This window comes from Kutzneria buriramensis (assembly GCF_003387475.1).
GTDB classification, from domain to species: Bacteria; Actinomycetota; Actinomycetes; order Mycobacteriales; family Pseudonocardiaceae; genus Kutzneria; species Kutzneria buriramensis.
Genome location: NZ_QUNO01000021.1, coordinates 91,925 through 109,626, shown reverse-complemented (window position 1 = coordinate 109,626; position 17,702 = coordinate 91,925). Strand labels below are relative to the sequence as shown.

Below are 17,702 nucleotides of genomic sequence, written 5' to 3'. Positions count from 1 at the left end.
CCCTGCGTTCCCTGGACCTCGTCGTCGATCCGTGACCATGGTCGCCGTGCGAAACCGGGCTATCCCCATTGTCGTTATCCGACTAGCCCGGTGCTGAGGTCGTCAACCGGCGCCGCTGAGCGGTTGACACGACCCGACGAATTATGTGCCGCAACCGCAAGCTACACCGGCTGTCCGCACCCTCACCAACAAACGTCGCCAGTGTGAGCCACATTACACCCGATTGCACATATACGCGTTGTTACAAACGGTGAAATTCAACCCGATGTCAAGCGGCGGTCCCCAACATGACGCCAATCGGGGAACCGCTTTTGCCGCCGAACGATCGAGGGAGTCACCATGGACGTCGCGTTGCTGCTGCCGGGACAGGGCGCCCAGCACCTCGGCATGGCCGTCGAGCTGTACGGGGCCGACCGCGTGTTCACCGACACGGTCGACGAGCTCTTCGACGCGATGGGTGAGCGCGGGTCGACCCTGCGGGCGGAGTGGCTGGCCGCGGACCCGGAGCTGGCGCTGGACGACGCGTCCCGAGCCCAGCCGCTGCTGTTCACCACCGCCTACGCCGTCGGGCGCAGCCTGCGCGAACACGGCGTGCACCCCGCGGTGATGCTCGGACACAGCGTCGGCGAACTGGCCGCGGCCGCGCTGGGCGGGGTGTTCACGGCCACCGAGGCGGCGGCGCTGCTGGTGGCGCGCGACGCGGCCACCGCACGCGCACCACACGGCGGAATGGTGGCGGTGAGCGCCTCGGTCGCGGAAATCGCCGAATATCTGGACGAATCGGATGATTTGCAGGGCGTGGTGGTGGGCGCCCGCAATGCGCCGCGACAAACCGTCATCGCCGGTCCCGAGCCCAGACTCACCCAGGTCGTGGACGCGCTCGCGGCCGCCGGCTTCGCCGGCCGCCGGGTGCCGGCCCGTCAGCCGTTCCACAGCCCGTCGATGCGCGCCGCGGCGGCCGCGTTCGAGGAGGCGCTGGCCGGCTGCCGGCTGCGGCCGCCGTCGATCCCGATCATGTCCACCCGGACGGCCCGGCTCGTGGAGCCGAGGGAGGCCGTCGACCCGGCGTTCTGGGCGGGCCAGCTGACCTCGCCGGTGCTGTTCTGGCCGGCGTTGGAGGCCCTGCTCGGCGCCGGGCCACGCCTGGTCGTCGAGACGGGTCCGGGGCAGACCCTGTCGCTGCTGGCCAGACGCCATCCGCAGGTTCGGCGCGGGGTGAGCGCCGTCCGGCCGGCGCTGTCGGCCGGGCGGGACGGCGCACTCAACTCCTGGACCGCCGCCCGCACGATATTGACAGCCGCCGAACCTGTGTCACACTCTGTCAAGGACGGCGTGACACCGTTTTAACTCCGGTTTCGGCATTTCCCTCTGTTCTCGATACTTCTCGTAATACAATGAACCGTGTGAACAGTGGGTTACGTTTGGCGAGGCGGGGTGGCAAAGTGAGCCGAACCCGAGGAATCCTGCGCGACGCGGCGCCGGTGACCGGGGAGACGATCGGGCAGCGCGTGCGGCGGCTGCGCACGGGGCTCGGCCTCAGCCAGGCCGACCTGGCCGGCGACGAACTGTCGGCCAGCGCGATCTCACTGCTCGAGGCGGGCCGCCGCGAGCCCCAGTCCCGCACGCTCGAACTGCTCGCGCGGCGGCTCGGCGCCACCGTCGAGTACCTGACCGACGGCGCCGATCCGGCCGGCGAGGACAAGGTCCGCCTCGATCTGCTCACCGCCGAGCTGGAACTGCTGGCAGGCCACCCTGAGGCGGCGCTGGCCGGCTTCGACGAACTGGCCGCCCAGCCGCTCGGCCCCGCGCTCGCCCACCGCCGTCGGCTCGGCCGCGCGCTGGCCGTGGAACTGCTCGGCGACGTGGCTGCGGCGATCACCGAACTCGAGGCGCTGCACGCGGATTCGACGACCCGGTCGTCGCTGGACGTCGACGCCGCGCTCGCCCGCTGCTACCGCAAGGTCGGCCGGCACGGCGAGTGCCTCGCGCTGGCGGCGGCCGCACTCGACCGCGCCGAGGGCTTCGGCCTGCGCGGCGTGGCCAACCACTCGGAGCTGGTGATCAGCCTCGTGCACGAGTTGCACGAGGCGAACCGGGTCGATGAGGCGGTGGCCCTGGCGCTGCGGCATGTCGACCACGTGACCGTGGCGGTGACGGCCGTGCACGCGGACGGCTACTGGCGGGCGAGTCGCAAGGCCGCCGACGCGGGCCACGTCGCGGAGGCGCTGTCGCTGGCCGAGCGGGCGCTCGCCGGCCACGCGGCGGCGGCGGACTCGCGTGCGGCGGCGGTGATGTGCGCGGTCACGGCCACCGTCGTGCTGCACAATCGGGTCGACTACGCGCGGGCCGCCGAGGCCGCGCTGCACCGGGCGCATGCGGCGCTGGATTCGGTGGGCACGGCGGCGGACCGGGCCTTCTGCGAGGTCGGTCTGGCCGGCGCGGCGGCGCTGCGGGGCGACCTGCCGGCGGCCGTCGCCCGGGCGCAGCGGGCCCTCGACCTCAGCGCGGGGCAACCGCCGCGCCTGGAACAGGCGTGGGCGCTGATGGTCCGCAGCCGCAGCCGCCAGCACGGCGGTGACGCGGCCGGGGCGATGCGGGACGTGTTCGCGGCCAACGAGGTGCTGATGGCGCTGACGCCGAGCCGGCGCAGCGCCATCGCCCTCCGGGCGCTCGGCGACCTGTCCAGCGGCCTCGGCGACACCGAGACGGCGCTGGCGGCCTACCGCAACGCCCTGGACGCCGCGGCGGTCGACTGGCCGGGGCGCCTCTGAGCACGGTCAGCCGGCCGCGGTGGCCAGCCGGCCGCCGACGAACTCGAGCACCTGGCGCGGCGTGCGCAGGCCGTCGATCTCCTCGTCGGACACGGTGATGCCCAGCTCGTCCTGGAGCCGGGTGACCACCTCGTACACGGCGAGCGAGTCCAGGCCGAGCTCGACCAGCTCGACGTCGAGCGTGCTCTCCTCGATCTCGGCGGCGTTGTCCGTGCCCACACAGGATTCGACGACGCGCTTGAGTTCGGCGAGGGGGAAGTCGGTCATGGCGCCTCCAGGGCGAGTGAACTCCGGGTCGCCGCCGACGATGCGCCCGCCGCCTCGAACGCCGGTCCAGCCCGGGTCCACCGGCCGCCGCCGTTCGAGCCCCGTTCGACCCGGCCTGTAGCCCGCGGTCCCAGGCTGGTCGGCGTGATCGAGTCGCTTCGCGCTGGCCGGCGCCAGCACAGCAGCCTGCACGGCGTCGGCGTGTACCGGCCGACCCGGGCCGTGTCCAACGACGAGGTGTGCCGGACCATCGACTCCACGCCGGACTGGATAGAGGCACGCTCAGGTATCGTCACCCGGCGCTTCGCCGGCTCGGAGGAGACGCTGACCGCGATGGCGGTCGCGGCCGGCGGCAAGGCGCTGGCGGACGCCGGCGTGCCTGCCGACCGGATCGACTGCGTCGTGGTGGCCAGCATGTCCAATCTCGTGCAGACGCCGCCGCTGGCGATCACCGTCGTCGACGGACTGGGATTGCCGAACGCGGCGGGCTTCGACGTCTCGGCGGCGTGCGCGGGCTTCTGCCACGCGCTGGCGACCGCGAGCGACATGGTGTGCACCGGCCAGGCCGAGCACGTCCTGGTCATCGGCGTCGAGCGGATGACCGACATCGTCGACCCGGCCGACCGGTCCATCGCGTTCCTGTTCGCCGACGGCGCCGGCGCGGTCGTCGTCGGTCCCGGCGACCGGCAGGGCATCGGCCCCGCGATCCGCGCCGCCGACGCGGAAAGCCTTGCGGCACTGCGGATGAACACCTCGTGGGGCGACTTCCGGGCCGATCCGGCCCTGGACCCGCCGATGATGAAGATGGACGGTAAGCGGGTGTTCCGCTGGGCCGTCGAGAACGTCGTGCCGGCCTGCCGGCGGGCGCTGGACGCCGCCGGCGTCACCGCGGCCGACGTGCGGGCGTTCATCCCGCACCAGGCCAACCTGCGCATGATCGAGGTGCTCGCGGACCGGCTCGGCCTGGCCGAGAACGCCGTGGTGGCAAGGGATGTGCGCGACAGCGGCAACACGTCGTCCGCCTCGATCCCGCTGGCCATGCACCGGCTGCTCGCACAGGGCGACGTCGGGCCGGGCGACATCGCCCTGCTGGTCGGCTTCGGCGCCGGGCTGAACCTGGCCGCGCAGGCCGTGCTGCTGCCGGGGCAACGCCGATGACCGCCCGCGCCGGGATCGACGCCGACACGTTCCGGGCGGCGATGGCCCGCTACCCCGCCGGCGTCACCGTCGCGACCACGGTGGACGACGAGGGTCGCTCGTTCGCCTTCACGGCCAGCTCGTTCTGCTCGGTGTCGGCCGACCCACCGCTGATCCTGCTGTGCCTGTCCACGTCGGCCAACTCGTTCCCGGCGTTCTCCCGTTGTGCGCGGTTCACCGTGAGCATCCTGCGCGAGCACCACGTCGACGTCGCGAACCGCTGCGCCACCAAGGACGTGGACAAGCTGGCGGCCGGTTTCGTGCCGGCCGAGGGCGCGCCGGCGGTCGAGGACGCGTTGTGCGTGCTCAGCTGCGAGACGGTGAACGTGTGGCCGGCCGGGGACCACGTGGTCCTGGTCGGCGAGGTGGTCGCCGCGACCGTGCGCGACGGCGCGCCGATGGTCTATTTCAACCGCTCGTTCCGACGACTCGTGGGAGGGTGAGCATGACGCTCAGCCGGGAGTTCATCGGCCGCGCCTACCCGCCGAACGCGGTGTACGCCGTGGGCCGCTCGGCGCTGCGGGCCTTCGCGTCCTCGATCGGCGACGACACGCTGGCCTGCCACGACGTCGAGTCCGCGCGGGCCCTCGGCCACCCCGATCTCGTTGCCCCGCCGACGTTTCCGATCGTGCTGGTGTGGCGCGCCGACGACCGGGTGGCCCGCGACCCCGAGCTCGGCCTGGACTACGGCCGCGTCGTGCACCGGGAACAGCGCTTCGTCCACCACCGGCCGATCCACGCCGGCGACGAGCTCCTCGTGCACTTGACGGTCAAGGACATCAAGTCGGTGGCCGGCAGCGAGCTGCTGGTGACCCACCAGGAGATCACCACGGTGGCCGGCGCGCCGGTCTGCGACGCGACGACGACGCTGGTATGCCGCGGGGGCGCGCGATGACCGTGCGCCATCGCCGGTACCCCGTCACCCGGGCCGACCTGGCCCGCTACGCGGCCGCGTCGGGCGACGGCAACCCGATCCATCTCGACGCCGACGCGGCCGTCCACGCCGGGCTGCCCGACGTCGTCGCGCACGGGATGCTCACCATGGGGCTGGCCCTGCGCCTGGTCACCGAGTGGGCGGGCGATCCCGGGGCGGTGCGCGACTGCCGGGCGCAGTTCCTGCGCGCGGTGCCGGTGCCGGCCGAGGAAGGCACGTTCCTCGACGTCCGAGGTGCGGCCGCCGCCGTCGACGCCGACGGGGCGGTCACCGTGCGGATCGTGGTGAGCTGTGGGGACGAGCAGGTCGCCCGGGTCACGGCGACGGTGTCAGGCGACCACGTTCTCCAGCCGGAACTCGGGTGAGCTCAGCGAGCTGTCGGAGGCGAGGATCGCGCGGTGCAGCCAGCGCAGCAGCGGGGACGGCTCGATCCCCAGCTCGCTGGTGAGCTCCCCGCGCAGCCGGCCGAACACCTCCAGCGCCCGGGCCCGATGGCCGGAACGGTGCAGCGCCAACATGTACTGCGCGTGGATGTGTTCGTGCAGGGGATGCTGCACCACCATCGCCGCCAGCTCGCTGAGCACCTCCCGGTGCCGCCGGAGCCGCAGCTGGGCGTCGAACAGCGTCTCCAGGGTGGTCAGCCGGGACTGTTCGAGCTGGGCCGTCTCGGCCCGCAGGAACCGACCCTGGTCGACATCGGCCAGCGCGGCGCCCTGCCAGAGGCCCAGCGCCCGGGTGCAGGCGGCGACGACGCCGGCCGGGTCGTCGGCCCGCTGGAACCGGTTTCCCGCGTCGAGGAGAGCGCGGTATTCATGCAGATCGAATTCGGCGCCGCCGAGATTGATCAGGTATCCGCCGTGCCGGGTCTGCAACAGGTCGCGGGCGACGGATTGCGGACACATTCCGGGAATCTTCGCGAATTCCTTGCGTAACTGGAGCACGTAGGTCTGCAGCGTCGTCAGCGCGCTGCGCGGCGGCGCGTCGTCCCACAGCTCGCTGACCAGCGACGCGATCGGCACCGTCTCACCGTCGTTGAGCAGCAGCAACGCGAGCAGCTGGCGCGGCTTGGCCGCCGTCGGTATCACGGCGACGCCGTCGTACGTCACGGACAAGGGCCCCAGCAGCGCGACACGTATTCCCGCCATCATTTCCCCCAGGAAAGCACGATGCCCGATAACCGATTCCCCCGACAATCGGTTGCCAAAAGGCTAACCGTGACTCCGAGACAGGGTCAAGCGAGACTCAAGAAACTCCAGCGAGACTTGAGGGCCTCCTCTTGACTACTCGGCCCGGCATTATTCGAGCACTGCTCGGCATTTCCCGGATTCGGCGCCGGGCCGCGTCCGCGGCCCGGCACCTCGGTCAGGCCGCGTGGTCGTGGTCGACCCGCCGCGACCGGGTCAGCAACACGCCGTCCGACCACACCAACACGTCGTGCACGACGCAGCTGGGCCCGATCTCCGGCTCCCGGACGCCCGGCCGCACGTGCACGATCAGGGCGTAGAAGGTCGACCGCACGCTGCCGTCCTCCTGCGGCTCGAGCACGAACCCGTTGAACCAGTGCCGGCGCTGCACCGGATCGGCCTCGAACCGCTCGTGGAAGCGGTGCAGCTCGGCCAGGATGGCCGTCCGGGTCACCGCGGGCGGCACGCCGGGACTGTGCTGGAACTCGGCGTCCTCGGTGTAGGTCGCGGCGTACTCGTCGAACGCCCGCGAGTCCAGCAGCTGCACCTGCTTCGCGTAGAAGTGCTGGACCTCCGCGTAGAGGTCGGTGAACGTCTGGGTGTTACTCATCGAACTCCTCCGCCGACAACGCTGCGTGCATGTGACCGTGCCACCGTCTCGGCTCGCTCTTGAGACACGCTCGAGTCGCGACCGGGACCGGCGTCCGCTCCACCACGGGTCGACCCTGGTTCCACCGCGACGACCCAGGCTCGCCACCGATGCCTGTCGCGCTGCGGAGTGGAGGAACCATGCAGGAACGGGCCGGATCGGTCGCGCTGGTGACCGGAGCGACCAGCGGGATCGGCCTCGCGATCACCGAGCGCCTCGCGGCCGAGGGACACCGGGTGTACGTGTGCGCCCGGCGCGAGGACGCGGTGGCCGAGCTGGTGAAGTCGTTGCAGGACAAAGGGTATGACGTCGACGGCAGCAGCTGCGACGTGACTGACGGGGAGCGGGTCACCCGGTTCGTGCAGAATGCGGTGGACCGCTACGGGCCGGTCGACGTGCTGGTCAACAACGCCGGCCGGGGCGGCGGCGGCGTCACCGCGGAGCTGCCGGACGAGCTGTGGTTCGACGTCATCGACACCAACCTCAACAGCGTGTTCCGCATGACCCGGGAGGTGCTCACCACCGGCGGCCTGGCCGGGCGGACCGGCGGCCGGATCATCAACATCGCCTCCACCGGCGGCAAGCAGGGCGTCGTGCACGCCGCGCCGTACTCGGCGGCCAAGCACGGCGTCGTCGGTTTCACCAAGGCGCTCGGGCTGGAGCTGGCCAAGACCGGCGTCACCGTGAACGCGGTGTGCCCCGGCTTCGTCGAGACGCCGATGGCGGCGACGGTGCGGCAGAACTACGCCCAGCTGTGGGGCGTGGACGAGACCGAGGCGTTCGACCGGATCACCGCGCGGGTGCCGCTCGGCCGGTACGTCCAGGTCGAGGAGGTGGCCGCGATGGTCAGCTACCTGATCAGCGACGCCGCCGCGGCGGTCACCGCGCAGGCCATGAACGTGTGCGGCGGACTGGGCAACTACTGAGCCCGCGCCGGCTGCGCGGTGGGGCCGCAACGGCTCCACCGCGCACGGCGGTCGAGATCAGCGTAGGACTTCCTCGGCGTAGGCCAGGGCCGCCGGTTCGAGCTGGATAACCATGTGGCTGGCGATGGCGTGCACGTCCCGCCAGATCCGGGCCAGCGGGCTGCTCTCCGTCTGCACGCTCGTGCCGCCGGCGGCGAACAGGCGGTCGACCGCGGACCGCAGGTGGCGGATGGCCAGCGCGTAGTCGCGAGCGCTGCGCGCCGTCTCCCCCGACGTGACGTCCGCCCGGTCGGCGATCTCGGCCGCCCGCGACAGCAGCAGCTCCACGACCTCGATCTCGCCGGCGGCTTCGGCCAGTGTGAGGCTCAGCGCGGACTTGTCCACCGGACGGCCGGCGGTGGCGCCGTTGCGGATCTTCTGACCGGTCGACGCCGTCCACCCCGACAGCATGGCCCTCGCCGCGCCGAGAGCCGGCGCGCAGAACGGCAGTCCGTTGACCGCCCGCAGCGGCACGTTGTGACACGGGGCCGGCGACGAACTGCCGCGGCCGTCGATGACCGAGTCCCGGGCGGTCACCCGGCTCGCGGGGACGACGACGTCCTCCAGCACGAGGGTGTTGCTGCCGGTGCCGCGCATGCCGAGCGTGAACCACGTGTCGACGACCTTGTGCTCCGCCCGCGGCACGGCGAAGTAGTGCGGCGCCGGTTTGCCGTCGGTCAGCACGTTGCCGCAGACCAGCGCCCAGTCCGCGAAGTCGACGCCGCTGATGTACGGCCACTCCCCGCTCAGCCGCCAGCCGCCCTCGACCGGTTCGGCCTTGCCGAAGGGCACCAGCGCCGCCACGACGACGGTGTCCGCGCCGTCCGACCACACCTCGGCCTGCCCCTCGTCCGGCAGGTGCGCGGTCATGCGCGCGGCCGCCGCCAGCAGCGCCGCGATCCAGGCGGTGGCGGTGCAGCCCTCGCCGACGGCCGCGACCGCCCGCGTCAGCTCGGTGAAGGAGCCGGCGTCGCCGCCCCGGCTGGCCGGCACGAAGTGCCGCGCGAATCCCGCCTCCACCACCGCCTCGGCGACCTCGGCCGGGACCCGTCGATCACGGTCGGCGGTGGTGGCGTGCTTGGCCGCGAGCGCCGCCACGCCCACCGCCGCCGTCAGCAGTTGGCCCATCTCCGCACCCTTCCGATAGCAGACGTGTCGGTGGCAGCATCTCGGCGGGAACTCAGGGATGGCTTGAACGCGTGTCGGGCCGGCCCTGGATCGCGAGTCCACCGCCGCTCGAGACGCCGCCAGGACGGTGAGGCCATGACAGCCACCCTCTTCGACGACGACTTCACCGGCGGCCTCGGGGCCGACTGGCTGGTCCGGCCGCTGGGCTCGCTGCCGGCGGGCGACGGCGTGATCACCGCGGGCGCGGGCGGGCTGGCCGTCGAGCCGGCCGGCCGGCACGAGACCACCGGCGAGCCGGCGTTCGAGCTGGCCACCGACCACGTGAAGTGGAACGCCATCCTGGCCCGCCGGTCGTCGCAGGGCCTGCCGGGCTTCGACGTGCCGGCCGCCGGCGCGCTGACCGGCGCCGCCGAGGTCTCGGCCCGCGTCTTCGGGGCCGCCGGCCATCCGTTCGGCCCGGCGGTCGCCGGCCACGCCGCCGACTTCCGGCTGGCCGCGGGGGTTTTCATCGCCGCGGACCTGGAATCCGGTGTGGTGCTGGACTTCCTGCTCACCTCGACCGCGGTGTACGCCTACTACGAGCGGCTGCCCAGGCCGGGCAGCGACCACGCGTCGTTCGCCTACGCCGTGCCGGTGGCCTCGCGGCAGCCCGACGACTGGCATCGCCTGAGCATCGCCCTGGACGGCGCCGCGGGCGTCGCCCGCTGGGCCGTCGACGGCGAGCAGGTGCTGGTCATCGACAAGATCGGCTACCGGTGCCTGGACGACCGGCACCTCGTGATCGACCAGGGCGGTGTCGAACAGCCGGCCGCGCCCCGGCAGCTCACGTTCGGACTGGGCCTGCTCTGCCTGCTGCACGCCGCCGGTCCCGACGGCACCGGCCTGGTGCCCGAGGCCGACAGCGCCTACCGACTCCCCCGCGCCTTCGTCGGCGGCTCCCCGCTCTGGGGCCAGGGCGCCCGCCTGCGCGCCCGCCGCCTCACCGTCCAGTCCGGGTGAACCCCCGCGAGTCGCGCTCACAAACACACCGAACGTACGAAAACCGGCAGACGGGTGTCTGCCGGTTTTCGTACATTCGCACTGACGCCGAGCGGGACTCGCCGGGGTTAGGCGACGAAGCCGTTGAGGTGGAGGGACACGGCGCGGATGCTGCCGGTGTCGACGGGGCCGCCGTCGACGACCTTGAACGTCCAGGTGCCGTCGACCGCGTCGGTCAGCAGCGAGCCGAGGCCGGACTGGGGTTTCCAGGAGCCGGTGAAGGGCGCGTTGGTGGAGCTGACGGAGGAGAAGGCGGTGGCGGCGTTGTCGTCGAAGACGACCTGGCAGAAGTTGTGGCCGGGGCCGCCGCGACGCTGGAACAGCACGGCCGTGGCGCCGGACGGGGACGTGAGGGTCCCGGTCAGGTCACCGACGTAGGTGTGGTCCAGGCCGACGGTGGTGGAGCCGGCGGCGGTGCTGCACGACGTGCCGTCGATGGAGAACGTGATCTTCGAGGCCCGCCCGACGCCGCTGACGGGAATCTGCACGCTGGCCCCGACGGCGCTGTTGTCGGGAATCGCCACCGGCGCGCCGGTGTACGCGAAGTCCTGGACCACAGTGGACGGTTGGCCGATCGGGATCTGGAACGTCTGTGTGGTCGGCGAATGCGCCCCGGCGAAGGTGACCTTGGCGTTGATCACCACGGGCACGCCGAGCTGTTGCGTGGCCGGCACGGTGAGGGTGAACGAGTTGATGACGGTCTGGCCGGCCTCGATGGTGCCGTACCGCTTGGACCGCGGCGCGATGGTCACGCCGGGCGTCGGCGAGTCGACGACGACGCTGGTGGACGCCGCGGTGCCGTCGCCGCCGTTGTACACGGGCAGTGTGACGGTCGCCGTGTCACCGGGCTTCACGAACGGGGAACCGTTGGGGCCCTTGACCGACGGCGCCTGCGCGACGGCCAGCGGCTGCGGGCTGGCGCCGGTGTAGGCCAACACGCGGTCGGCGAGGATCACGCCGGCGCCGGTGCGGTTGTCGACGCCGGGCGCGCCGATGTCGACGGCGGTGGCGGTCAGCGCCTGCCGCACGTCGGCGTTGGACATGCCGGGGTTGCCGGACAGGACGAGACCGGCGATGGCGGCGGCGTGCGGCGCGGCGGCCGAGGTGCCGTAGAACGGGGAGAAGCCGGCCACAGAGGTGGAAACGCCGTCGGCGGCGGTGATGTCGGGCTTCTGCCGCACCACGGAGCCGCCGGCGACGGGCGTGCCGTCGGCGTTGAAGAAGATCTTACGGGGACCGTCGGAGCTGAACCGCTCGATCTTCGTGGCGGAGCTGAACGTGCCGGGGTACGGGCCGGCCGGGTTCGGCGGGTCGCCGGGCTCCAGGGCGCGCGGGAAGGCGTCGGCGGCCGGCGCGGCGGCGACGCTGAACGCGCCCGCGGCGGCGGAGTGGCCGCTGGTCTCGCCGGGCGTCACGTAGGCCTTGAGCCCGTCGGAGGAGTCGACGAACCGGCCACGCAGGGCCGACAGCGACAGATACTTGGCGTCGCCCTTGAACTTCACGACGGCGAGCCGCTGGTTGCCGCCGGTGGTGTTGATCCGCTCGTACGGGTCCTGCGTGCCGTTCTGGATGTTCTGGCTGAACGTCACCACGTTCCCGCCCGCATCCAGCAGGTACAGGTCGTAGTCGTCGCCGGCGTGGCCGAGCGGGTCGTTCCACCACAGCGTCACCGGCACGCCGGCGGACGACGCCGACAGCGGTTCGAGGATCTGGGTGCCGCCGGTCGCGGCGGCGAAGTTGTTGGCTCCGCCGGCGAACTTGGCGATCGGCTGGCCGGAGTCGACGTAGTTGCCCTCCCAGTGCCCGGCGGTGCCGTCGCCGACGTTGCCCTCGTTGCCGGCGGAGGAGAAGTACAGCGCGCCGTCGGCGATGACGGCGTTGACGGCCTGCGCGATCGGGCCGTCCTGGAAGGCGGCCTCGTTGAAGTAGAAGACGTCGTCGACGATGATGTCGCAGTGTTCCTGGCTGCGCAGGGCGCGGATGTTGTCCGCGAAGCTGGCGTCGCCGTTGAACGCGGTCGCGAAGCCCAGCGCCGCGCCGGGCGCGACGTCGTGCATGATCTCCAGCATCGCGGTGCCCTCGTCACCGCTGCCTTCCTGGCCGGGCAGCACGTCGACCGGCGGCAGCTCGCCGGTGGCCACCGAGGCGGCCAGCGACGACACACCGTCCGACAGCGCACACAGCTTGGTGCCGACGCCGGTGACGCCGTTCTGCTGACGGGCGGTGTCCGCGGCGTGCGCGCGGTCGCCCTGGCTGACGACCGCGGCGGCGAGGTTGGCTCGCATTCCGGGCTTGGTCGCCTGTTCGACCCGCGCGTCGCGGGTCTGCTTCGAGACGGGGTCGGTGTCGGCCGAGTTCCGGCCGGGTGCGCTCGACGCCGAGGTCATGGCGTCGCTGCCGGGCTGGATCTGCTTGACGTCGTCGCGGGTCGCCAGCGACGAGACCGCCGCCAGCGGCACCTCGGCGCGCACGGTGGCCTCGCGCTGCGAGACGTTCTTGACCTGGCCGCCCGCCTTCTGCACGGCGTCGACCAGAGCGTCGGACGTCTTGGTGGCGCGGATGTCGACCAGGACGGTGTTGCCGGCGGCCACCTTCACGCCGGACTGCACCTGCGGCAGCGCGGTGTGCGCGGAGCGGTCGGTGCGCAGCTTGTTCTCGACGAGCAGGCGGCTGTCGACCTTGCGGTCGGACGCCGATTCGGTCTGCTTGATCTGCTGGAGCGCGGCGATCTGCGCCGCGGTGTTGGCAGCCATGTAGCCGGGATTGGGGTGCGGCGCGGCGGTCGCCGGGGCGGCGAGGCCGAGCACGGCGGTGAGGCACGCGGCCCCGGCGGCTAACAGAGTGGTTCTGGGTCGTACCGATCTGCGCAACTGGCCCTCCAGGGGTGCGGCGCGGGCGTGACGGCCGGTGATCACCGGACGTCTGCCCAACGTAAAGTTTCCGCACGATCACCCATAGCAGCCTTGCGGGTGTCGCCCAAGCGGGCCAATGATCACGATTTGTCGATATCTACAGGACAAAGGCTTCTGTCCACAGCTGTCCGGTTCGCCCGGACAGCGCATCCAGCATCGCCGCCGCCTGACCGTCCGTCAGCGACGCCACGAAGTCCACGACGGCGCGTCCCCGCGCCAGCGCGCGTACTGCATCCGGCCCAGTCCGAACGTCGCCAGCCGGTCCGGCGAGCAGCTCGGGGACCGTTCGGGCCAACCCGCGGTACTCGGAGTCGGCGAGTTCCACGAGATCGTGCAGCCGCCGCGGCAGCCGGTCCGACTCGTGCCGGTCCGACAGCCATTGGTCAAGCGCCTCAACGAGATTCGTCAGCAACCGGGCCTGCCCGCGCTGGTGCAGCGCCAGGTCCGGGCGCAGCAGCACGAACCGCCGGTGCACGAACTTCAGCACGGCCACTTCGTGCCACTGCGCGGGCGCCAGCAGAACGTGACCGGACCTCGGCGTCGGGTCCAGCAGCACCTCGACGCCGTCCACCAGCCGCGTGGTCCACCGGCCGGAGAAGTCGGCGACGCGCTGCTCCGCCTCGGCCGAGCCGTCGAACGGCACCGCCAGCAGGCCGTCCACCAACTCGGTCCGCACGCGGCGGACCGCCGCGGCGAAGGCGTCGTCGTCGACCGCCCAAGAGTCCTTCTCGTGCAGCCGCCGGCGCATCGCCTCCAGCGACCGTCCCGGCAGCCGCGACTGGGCGGCAAGCTCCTCTTTGGACAGTGCCGCCAGGTCCAGCGCCTCGGTGAGCCACGTCGTCAGCTCGGCCGCCACGGTCGCGTGCTGCAACACGCCGACGCGATGGAAGTCCTCCACGTCGTGGATGGCGTACGCGATGTCGTCGGCAGTGTCCATGACGGACGCTTCCACGGTCTGCTGCCAGTCCTCGATGCGTCCCCGGAACGGCGCCCTCGACTGCTCGAAGTCGTCGAGTTCCGTGACGTACGCGGAGAACTTCGCCGAGCCGCTGCCGGCGGACTCCGGCGGCTCCGACGCGCCGCGCGGCGGGATCCGCAGCGCGCGGGGATGCGGGGTCGGGTGCGACAGCCGGGTCCACGGGTACTTCAGCACCGCCGCGCGCACCGCCACCGTCAGGTTGAGGCCGACCGCCGCCGGCCCCCGCACGTCCGTGGTGGTGATGATCCGGAACGACTGGGCGTTGCCCTCGAAGCCGTCGGCCAGCCCGAACCGGTTGCGGGCGATGCGGTCCAGCACCTCCTCGCCGAGGTGCCCGAACGGCGGGTGCCCGAGGTCGTGCGCGAGGCTGGCCGCCTCCACCACGTCCGGGTCGCAGCCGCCGAGCTTGTCCAGCACGGCCGCGGTGTCGCCGACGGCGGTCAGCCTCTCCGCGATGGCCCGCGCCACCTGCGCCACCTTCAGGCTGTGCGTGAGCCGGTTGTGCAGCAGCAGGCCGGAGCCGGTGGGGCTGACCACCTGGGTGACGCCGGCCAGCCGGGCGAAGAACGGCGAGCTGGCCACCCGGTCCCGGTCCGCCCGGAACGGGCTGGCGGCCAGGTCGGCCGAGGTCTCGCTGGATCGGCGGTGCGCCCGAAGGTCGTGCATAGCGGTGACGTTAGCCTGGTCTGGTGGTCGACGTCCTGGTGGTCGGGGCCGGACCCGCCGGGTCCGCCCTCGCGGCCGCCTGTTCGGACCTGGGCCTGCGCACGATGCTGCTGGACCGGGCGCCGGAACGCCCGTGGCGCGCCACGTACGGCTCGTGGGCGCGGGAGCTGCCGCCGCTGCCGGCCGACGCGATCGCCGCCCGGGCCACGAATGTCCGGGCGCACGCCCTCACCGAGCACAAGCTCGACGGCGAATACCTCGTGCTGCACAACGAGAATCTCCGCCGGCATCTGTCCCGTCCGGACATCGGGATCGTCACCGGGCGGGCCGAGGCGATCACACCCACCGAGGTGCGGCTGGTCGACGGTCGCACGCTGCGCGCGGGGGTAGTTGTCGACGCAACCGGCCCGCCGCGCGGCCGGCACGCCGAGCAGACCGCGGTCGGCGTCGCGCTGCCGGCCGACGTGCTCGCGCCCGGCGAGGCGGTGTTCATGGACTGGCGGCAGGCCGGCGACCCGCCCACCTTCTGCTACGCGCTGCCGCTGGACGGCGAGCGGGTGCTGGTTGAGGAGACCTCGCTCGCGCATCTGCCCGGGCTTTCTCTCGGCCTGCTTCGCGAGCGACTGCACCGGCGGCTGACCGTGCACGGGTGGCCCTTGGACCGTCCGGAGCACGAGCTGGTCCGTTTCCCGCTCGACCCGCCGCTGCCGCGCGGCGGGCTCGTGACGTTCGGCGCGCGCGCCGGCATGATCCACCCGGCGACCGGCTTCGGCGTGGCGACCGCGCTCACGCTTGCCCCCCGGGTCGCGCGGGCGATCGCCGAGACGCCCGCCGTGATACCGCGCACAATCTGGCCGATGTCGGCCAGAATGACGCATGTATTGCGTCGACGGGGCCTGGCGGCATTGCTCCACATGCCGCCGGCACGCATCCCCGAGTTCTTCGAGCATTTCTTCCGTTTGCCCGCCGAAAATCAACGGGATTACCTCTCTGGGCGTGAGAACTTCACCGGGACGGCGGCTGCGATGCTGGCCCTGTTCCGGTCCGCGTCACCCCGGTTACGCAGCGCTATTGCATTTGCCGCAACGACTCGATGAACACATAGTGAAGCCACTCGTTAATTTCACACCGCAGCCGCCAGTATCGCCGTGTGACCGGGTTGCTGGAGGATGTGCGCTTCGCGTTCCAGCCGTTGTTCAACCTGCACACCGGCGGAGTCGTCGCGATCGAAGCGCTGGCGAGGCCCGCCTCTCGTAGCGTCTACGAGCTGCTACGCGATGCCGCGCGCGCCGGGGAGCTGCTGGAGACGGACGCGGCGCTGGCCGCGGCGGCCGTGCGGGCCGCCGCCGAGCACAACAACGTCGTGCCGCTGCACGTCAACGTGCTGGCCGCGACCGTGTCCAAGGCCGCCGAGTTCATCGGTCCGCTGCTGGAGGCGATGCGGGACACCGGCCGGGCGCCGGACACGCTGTGGCTGGAGATCGGCACCCCGTTCTCCCGGCTGCGCCGCGAGAACCTGCGCGCCGGCCTCGACCTGCTGCGGACCAGCGGCTTCCACGTGGCGCTGGACGGCGTGGGCGACGGCGACGTGCCGCTGGCGCTGTACACCGAGCTCGCCCCCGAGATGATCAAGCTGGACCGGCGCATCGTCGCCGGGCTGGCCATCGACGCCGGCAAGGCCGCCCTGGTGCAGGCGCTGGCCGTGCTCGCCGAGCACAACGGGGCCCAGCTCGTCGCCGAGGGCGTGGAGAGCGAGGAGCAGTTGGCCGCGGTGCGCCGGCTCGGCTTCGGCATGGCCCAGGGCAACCTGCTGGCCAAGGCCGGCCGCCGGCCCAACGTGGAGACCACCATCTCCGCGGCGCTGACCAAGCTGCCCGAGGGCGAGCTCACCGGCCCGGTGCGCCGCCGCGCGAGCGGCCCTCGCGTCACCGACTTCCTGCACCCGGCGACCATGCTGCCGGTGACCGCGACCGCCGAGGAGGTCCGGTCGCTGCTGGCCCAGGGCACGGTCGGCGGGGTCGTGCTGGTCGACGAGCTCAACCGGCCGATGTTCACGGTCGACCGAAACCGCTTCCTGCTCGCCGTCACCGGCCCGTACGGGCACGCCCTGCACGCCAAGCGCGACGCCGCCCGGCTGGCCGACCGGCCGTACATCCTGCCCAGCGACGCCACCGGCCTCGACCTGCTGGACCTGCTGGGTCAGGCCGAGCGGCAGCGGATGAACGACGAGGTCGTCATCGTGGACGCGCGCGACCGCTGCCTCGGCGTCGTGCACGCCGCGGACGTGGTGCGCGGCATCGCCGAGATGAAGGTGGAGCAGGCCGCCTCGCTCAACCCGCTGACCCGGCTGCCCGGCAGCGACGCGCTGGCCCGCGAGGTGGACCGGCGCATCGCGACCCGCGAGATCTTCGCCGTCGGCTGGCTCGACGTGGACGGCTTCAAGCAGGTCAACGACTCGGCCGGGTTCGCCGCCGGCGACGACCTGATCCGCGAGATCGGCCGCGCGCTGGCCGACGCCGCCGCCGTGCTGCCCACCGTGCAGGTCGGGCACGTCGGCGGCGACGACTTCGTGTTCGTCTCCGGCCTGGACGACCTGGTGCCGCTGTCGTCCGGACAGCTGGACAGCACACACGCCGCCGGCGGCATGGCCGTGTCGATGTCGCTGGCCACGCTGGTCTGCTCTCCCGGCAGCGTGACCGACTACCGCGAGGTGTCCCGGCTGCTGGCCCCGCTGAAGAAGCAGGCCAAGGCGCTGCGCGGGGACAGCTGGGTGCTCGGCCGGCCCGGCTCGGACCGGATCGACGTGCTGCGCGGGGCCAACACCGCGCCGCAGGTGCCGCCGGCCCGGCGCGGCGCGGTGAGTGCGTAGCGCCAGGGCCAGCCGGGTTAGCACTCCCCACACTCCGACCTACTGCTGCCACCATCGTGGGCCTGGGGACCACACCAACGCCGGACGCGCGTCCGGTTGGTCACTCCTAGCATTACCACGGTGACGGAACGCGACTATCCCCA

General features: G+C 72.3%; 16 protein-coding genes. 10 read left to right on the top strand and 6 right to left on the bottom strand.

Annotated elements, in window-relative coordinates:
- Nucleotides 1–339 precede the first annotated feature (339 nt).
- Both BCF44_RS45030 and BCF44_RS45025 read left to right on the top strand, forming a co-directional pair.
- Nucleotides 340–1,347 carry an acyltransferase domain-containing protein gene (locus tag BCF44_RS45030; protein ID WP_116180678.1) on the top strand — a complete coding sequence of 336 codons (1,008 nt, stop codon included), beginning with the start codon at nt 340–342 and terminating at the stop codon, nt 1,345–1,347.
- Nucleotides 1,348–1,442: 95 nt separating this feature from the next.
- Entirely contained in the window at nt 1,443–2,771 is a 1,329-nt protein-coding gene (locus BCF44_RS45025; RefSeq protein WP_170218096.1) for a helix-turn-helix domain-containing protein, read from the top strand.
- 6 nt (nt 2,772–2,777) lie between these two features.
- On the opposite strand, the gene BCF44_RS45020 is transcribed toward BCF44_RS45025, so the two are convergent.
- The gene (locus BCF44_RS45020) at nt 2,778–3,038 is read right to left on the bottom strand and encodes an acyl carrier protein (RefSeq protein WP_147328877.1); all 261 of its coding nucleotides are present in this window, start codon (nt 3,036–3,038) and stop codon (nt 2,778–2,780) included.
- Nucleotides 3,039–3,182: 144 nt separating this feature from the next.
- On the opposite strand from BCF44_RS45020, the gene BCF44_RS45015 reads away from it, so the two are divergent.
- Genes BCF44_RS45015 through BCF44_RS45000 form a run of 4 tightly spaced genes read left to right on the top strand, consistent with a single transcriptional unit; the run spans nt 3,183 to nt 5,534 of the window.
- A complete protein-coding gene (locus BCF44_RS45015; RefSeq protein ID WP_116180675.1) occupies nt 3,183–4,196 on the top strand; it encodes a beta-ketoacyl-ACP synthase 3 in 1,014 nt (337 codons plus the stop codon).
- Nucleotides 4,193–4,678, top strand: a complete 486-nt coding sequence (locus BCF44_RS45010; RefSeq protein WP_116180674.1) for a flavin reductase family protein — start codon at nt 4,193–4,195, stop codon at nt 4,676–4,678. The genes BCF44_RS45015 and BCF44_RS45010 overlap by 4 nt, the downstream gene beginning before the upstream one ends.
- Before the next feature lie 2 nt (nt 4,679–4,680).
- Nucleotides 4,681–5,130 (top strand): FAS1-like dehydratase domain-containing protein, encoded by a 450-nt coding sequence (locus BCF44_RS45005; RefSeq protein WP_116180673.1) that lies wholly within the window; start codon nt 4,681–4,683, stop codon nt 5,128–5,130.
- The gene (locus BCF44_RS45000) at nt 5,127–5,534 is read left to right on the top strand and encodes a MaoC/PaaZ C-terminal domain-containing protein (protein ID WP_116180785.1); all 408 of its coding nucleotides are present in this window, start codon (nt 5,127–5,129) and stop codon (nt 5,532–5,534) included. Before BCF44_RS45005 ends, BCF44_RS45000 begins: the two co-directional genes overlap by 4 nt.
- Here the strand turns inward: BCF44_RS45000 and BCF44_RS44995 are convergent.
- A complete protein-coding gene (locus BCF44_RS44995) occupies nt 5,499–6,314 on the bottom strand; it encodes an AfsR/SARP family transcriptional regulator (protein WP_211353525.1) in 816 nt (271 codons plus the stop codon). The two genes, BCF44_RS45000 and BCF44_RS44995, sit on opposite strands and share 36 nt — an antisense overlap.
- Nucleotides 6,315–6,531: 217 nt before the next feature.
- Nucleotides 6,532–6,963, bottom strand: a complete 432-nt coding sequence (locus BCF44_RS44990) for a nuclear transport factor 2 family protein (RefSeq protein WP_116180672.1) — start codon at nt 6,961–6,963, stop codon at nt 6,532–6,534.
- Between the two features lie 179 nt (nt 6,964–7,142).
- Between BCF44_RS44990 and BCF44_RS44985 the strand changes: the two genes are divergently transcribed.
- Entirely contained in the window at nt 7,143–7,928 is a 786-nt protein-coding gene (locus BCF44_RS44985) for an SDR family NAD(P)-dependent oxidoreductase (protein ID WP_116180671.1), read from the top strand.
- A gap of 57 nt (nt 7,929–7,985) precedes the next feature.
- Here BCF44_RS44985 and BCF44_RS44980 read toward each other — a convergent pair whose 3' ends face one another.
- Entirely contained in the window at nt 7,986–9,095 is a 1,110-nt protein-coding gene (locus BCF44_RS44980; protein WP_116180670.1) for an acyl-CoA dehydrogenase family protein, read from the bottom strand.
- A gap of 135 nt (nt 9,096–9,230) precedes the next feature.
- Between BCF44_RS44980 and BCF44_RS44975 the strand changes: the two genes are divergently transcribed.
- The gene (locus tag BCF44_RS44975) at nt 9,231–10,094 is read left to right on the top strand and encodes a DUF6081 family protein (protein ID WP_116180669.1); all 864 of its coding nucleotides are present in this window, start codon (nt 9,231–9,233) and stop codon (nt 10,092–10,094) included.
- Nucleotides 10,095–10,201: 107 nt separating this feature from the next.
- On the opposite strand, the gene BCF44_RS44970 is transcribed toward BCF44_RS44975, so the two are convergent.
- Nucleotides 10,202–12,973 carry a S8 family serine peptidase gene (locus BCF44_RS44970; protein WP_116180783.1) on the bottom strand — a complete coding sequence of 924 codons (2,772 nt, stop codon included), beginning with the start codon at nt 12,971–12,973 and terminating at the stop codon, nt 10,202–10,204.
- A gap of 169 nt (nt 12,974–13,142) precedes the next feature.
- The gene (locus tag BCF44_RS44965; protein ID WP_116180668.1) at nt 13,143–14,690 is read right to left on the bottom strand and encodes a deoxyguanosinetriphosphate triphosphohydrolase family protein; all 1,548 of its coding nucleotides are present in this window, start codon (nt 14,688–14,690) and stop codon (nt 13,143–13,145) included.
- A 23-nt stretch (nt 14,691–14,713) separates the two neighbouring features.
- Between BCF44_RS44965 and BCF44_RS44960 the strand changes: the two genes are divergently transcribed.
- Both BCF44_RS44960 and BCF44_RS44955 read left to right on the top strand, forming a co-directional pair.
- Nucleotides 14,714–15,787, top strand: coding sequence for a lycopene cyclase family protein (locus tag BCF44_RS44960; RefSeq protein ID WP_116180667.1), 1,074 nt, complete (start codon nt 14,714–14,716; stop codon nt 15,785–15,787).
- A 53-nt stretch (nt 15,788–15,840) separates the two neighbouring features.
- Nucleotides 15,841–17,559, top strand: a complete 1,719-nt coding sequence (locus BCF44_RS44955) for a GGDEF domain-containing protein (protein WP_116180666.1) — start codon at nt 15,841–15,843, stop codon at nt 17,557–17,559.
- Nucleotides 17,560–17,702: the final 143 nt, after the last annotated feature.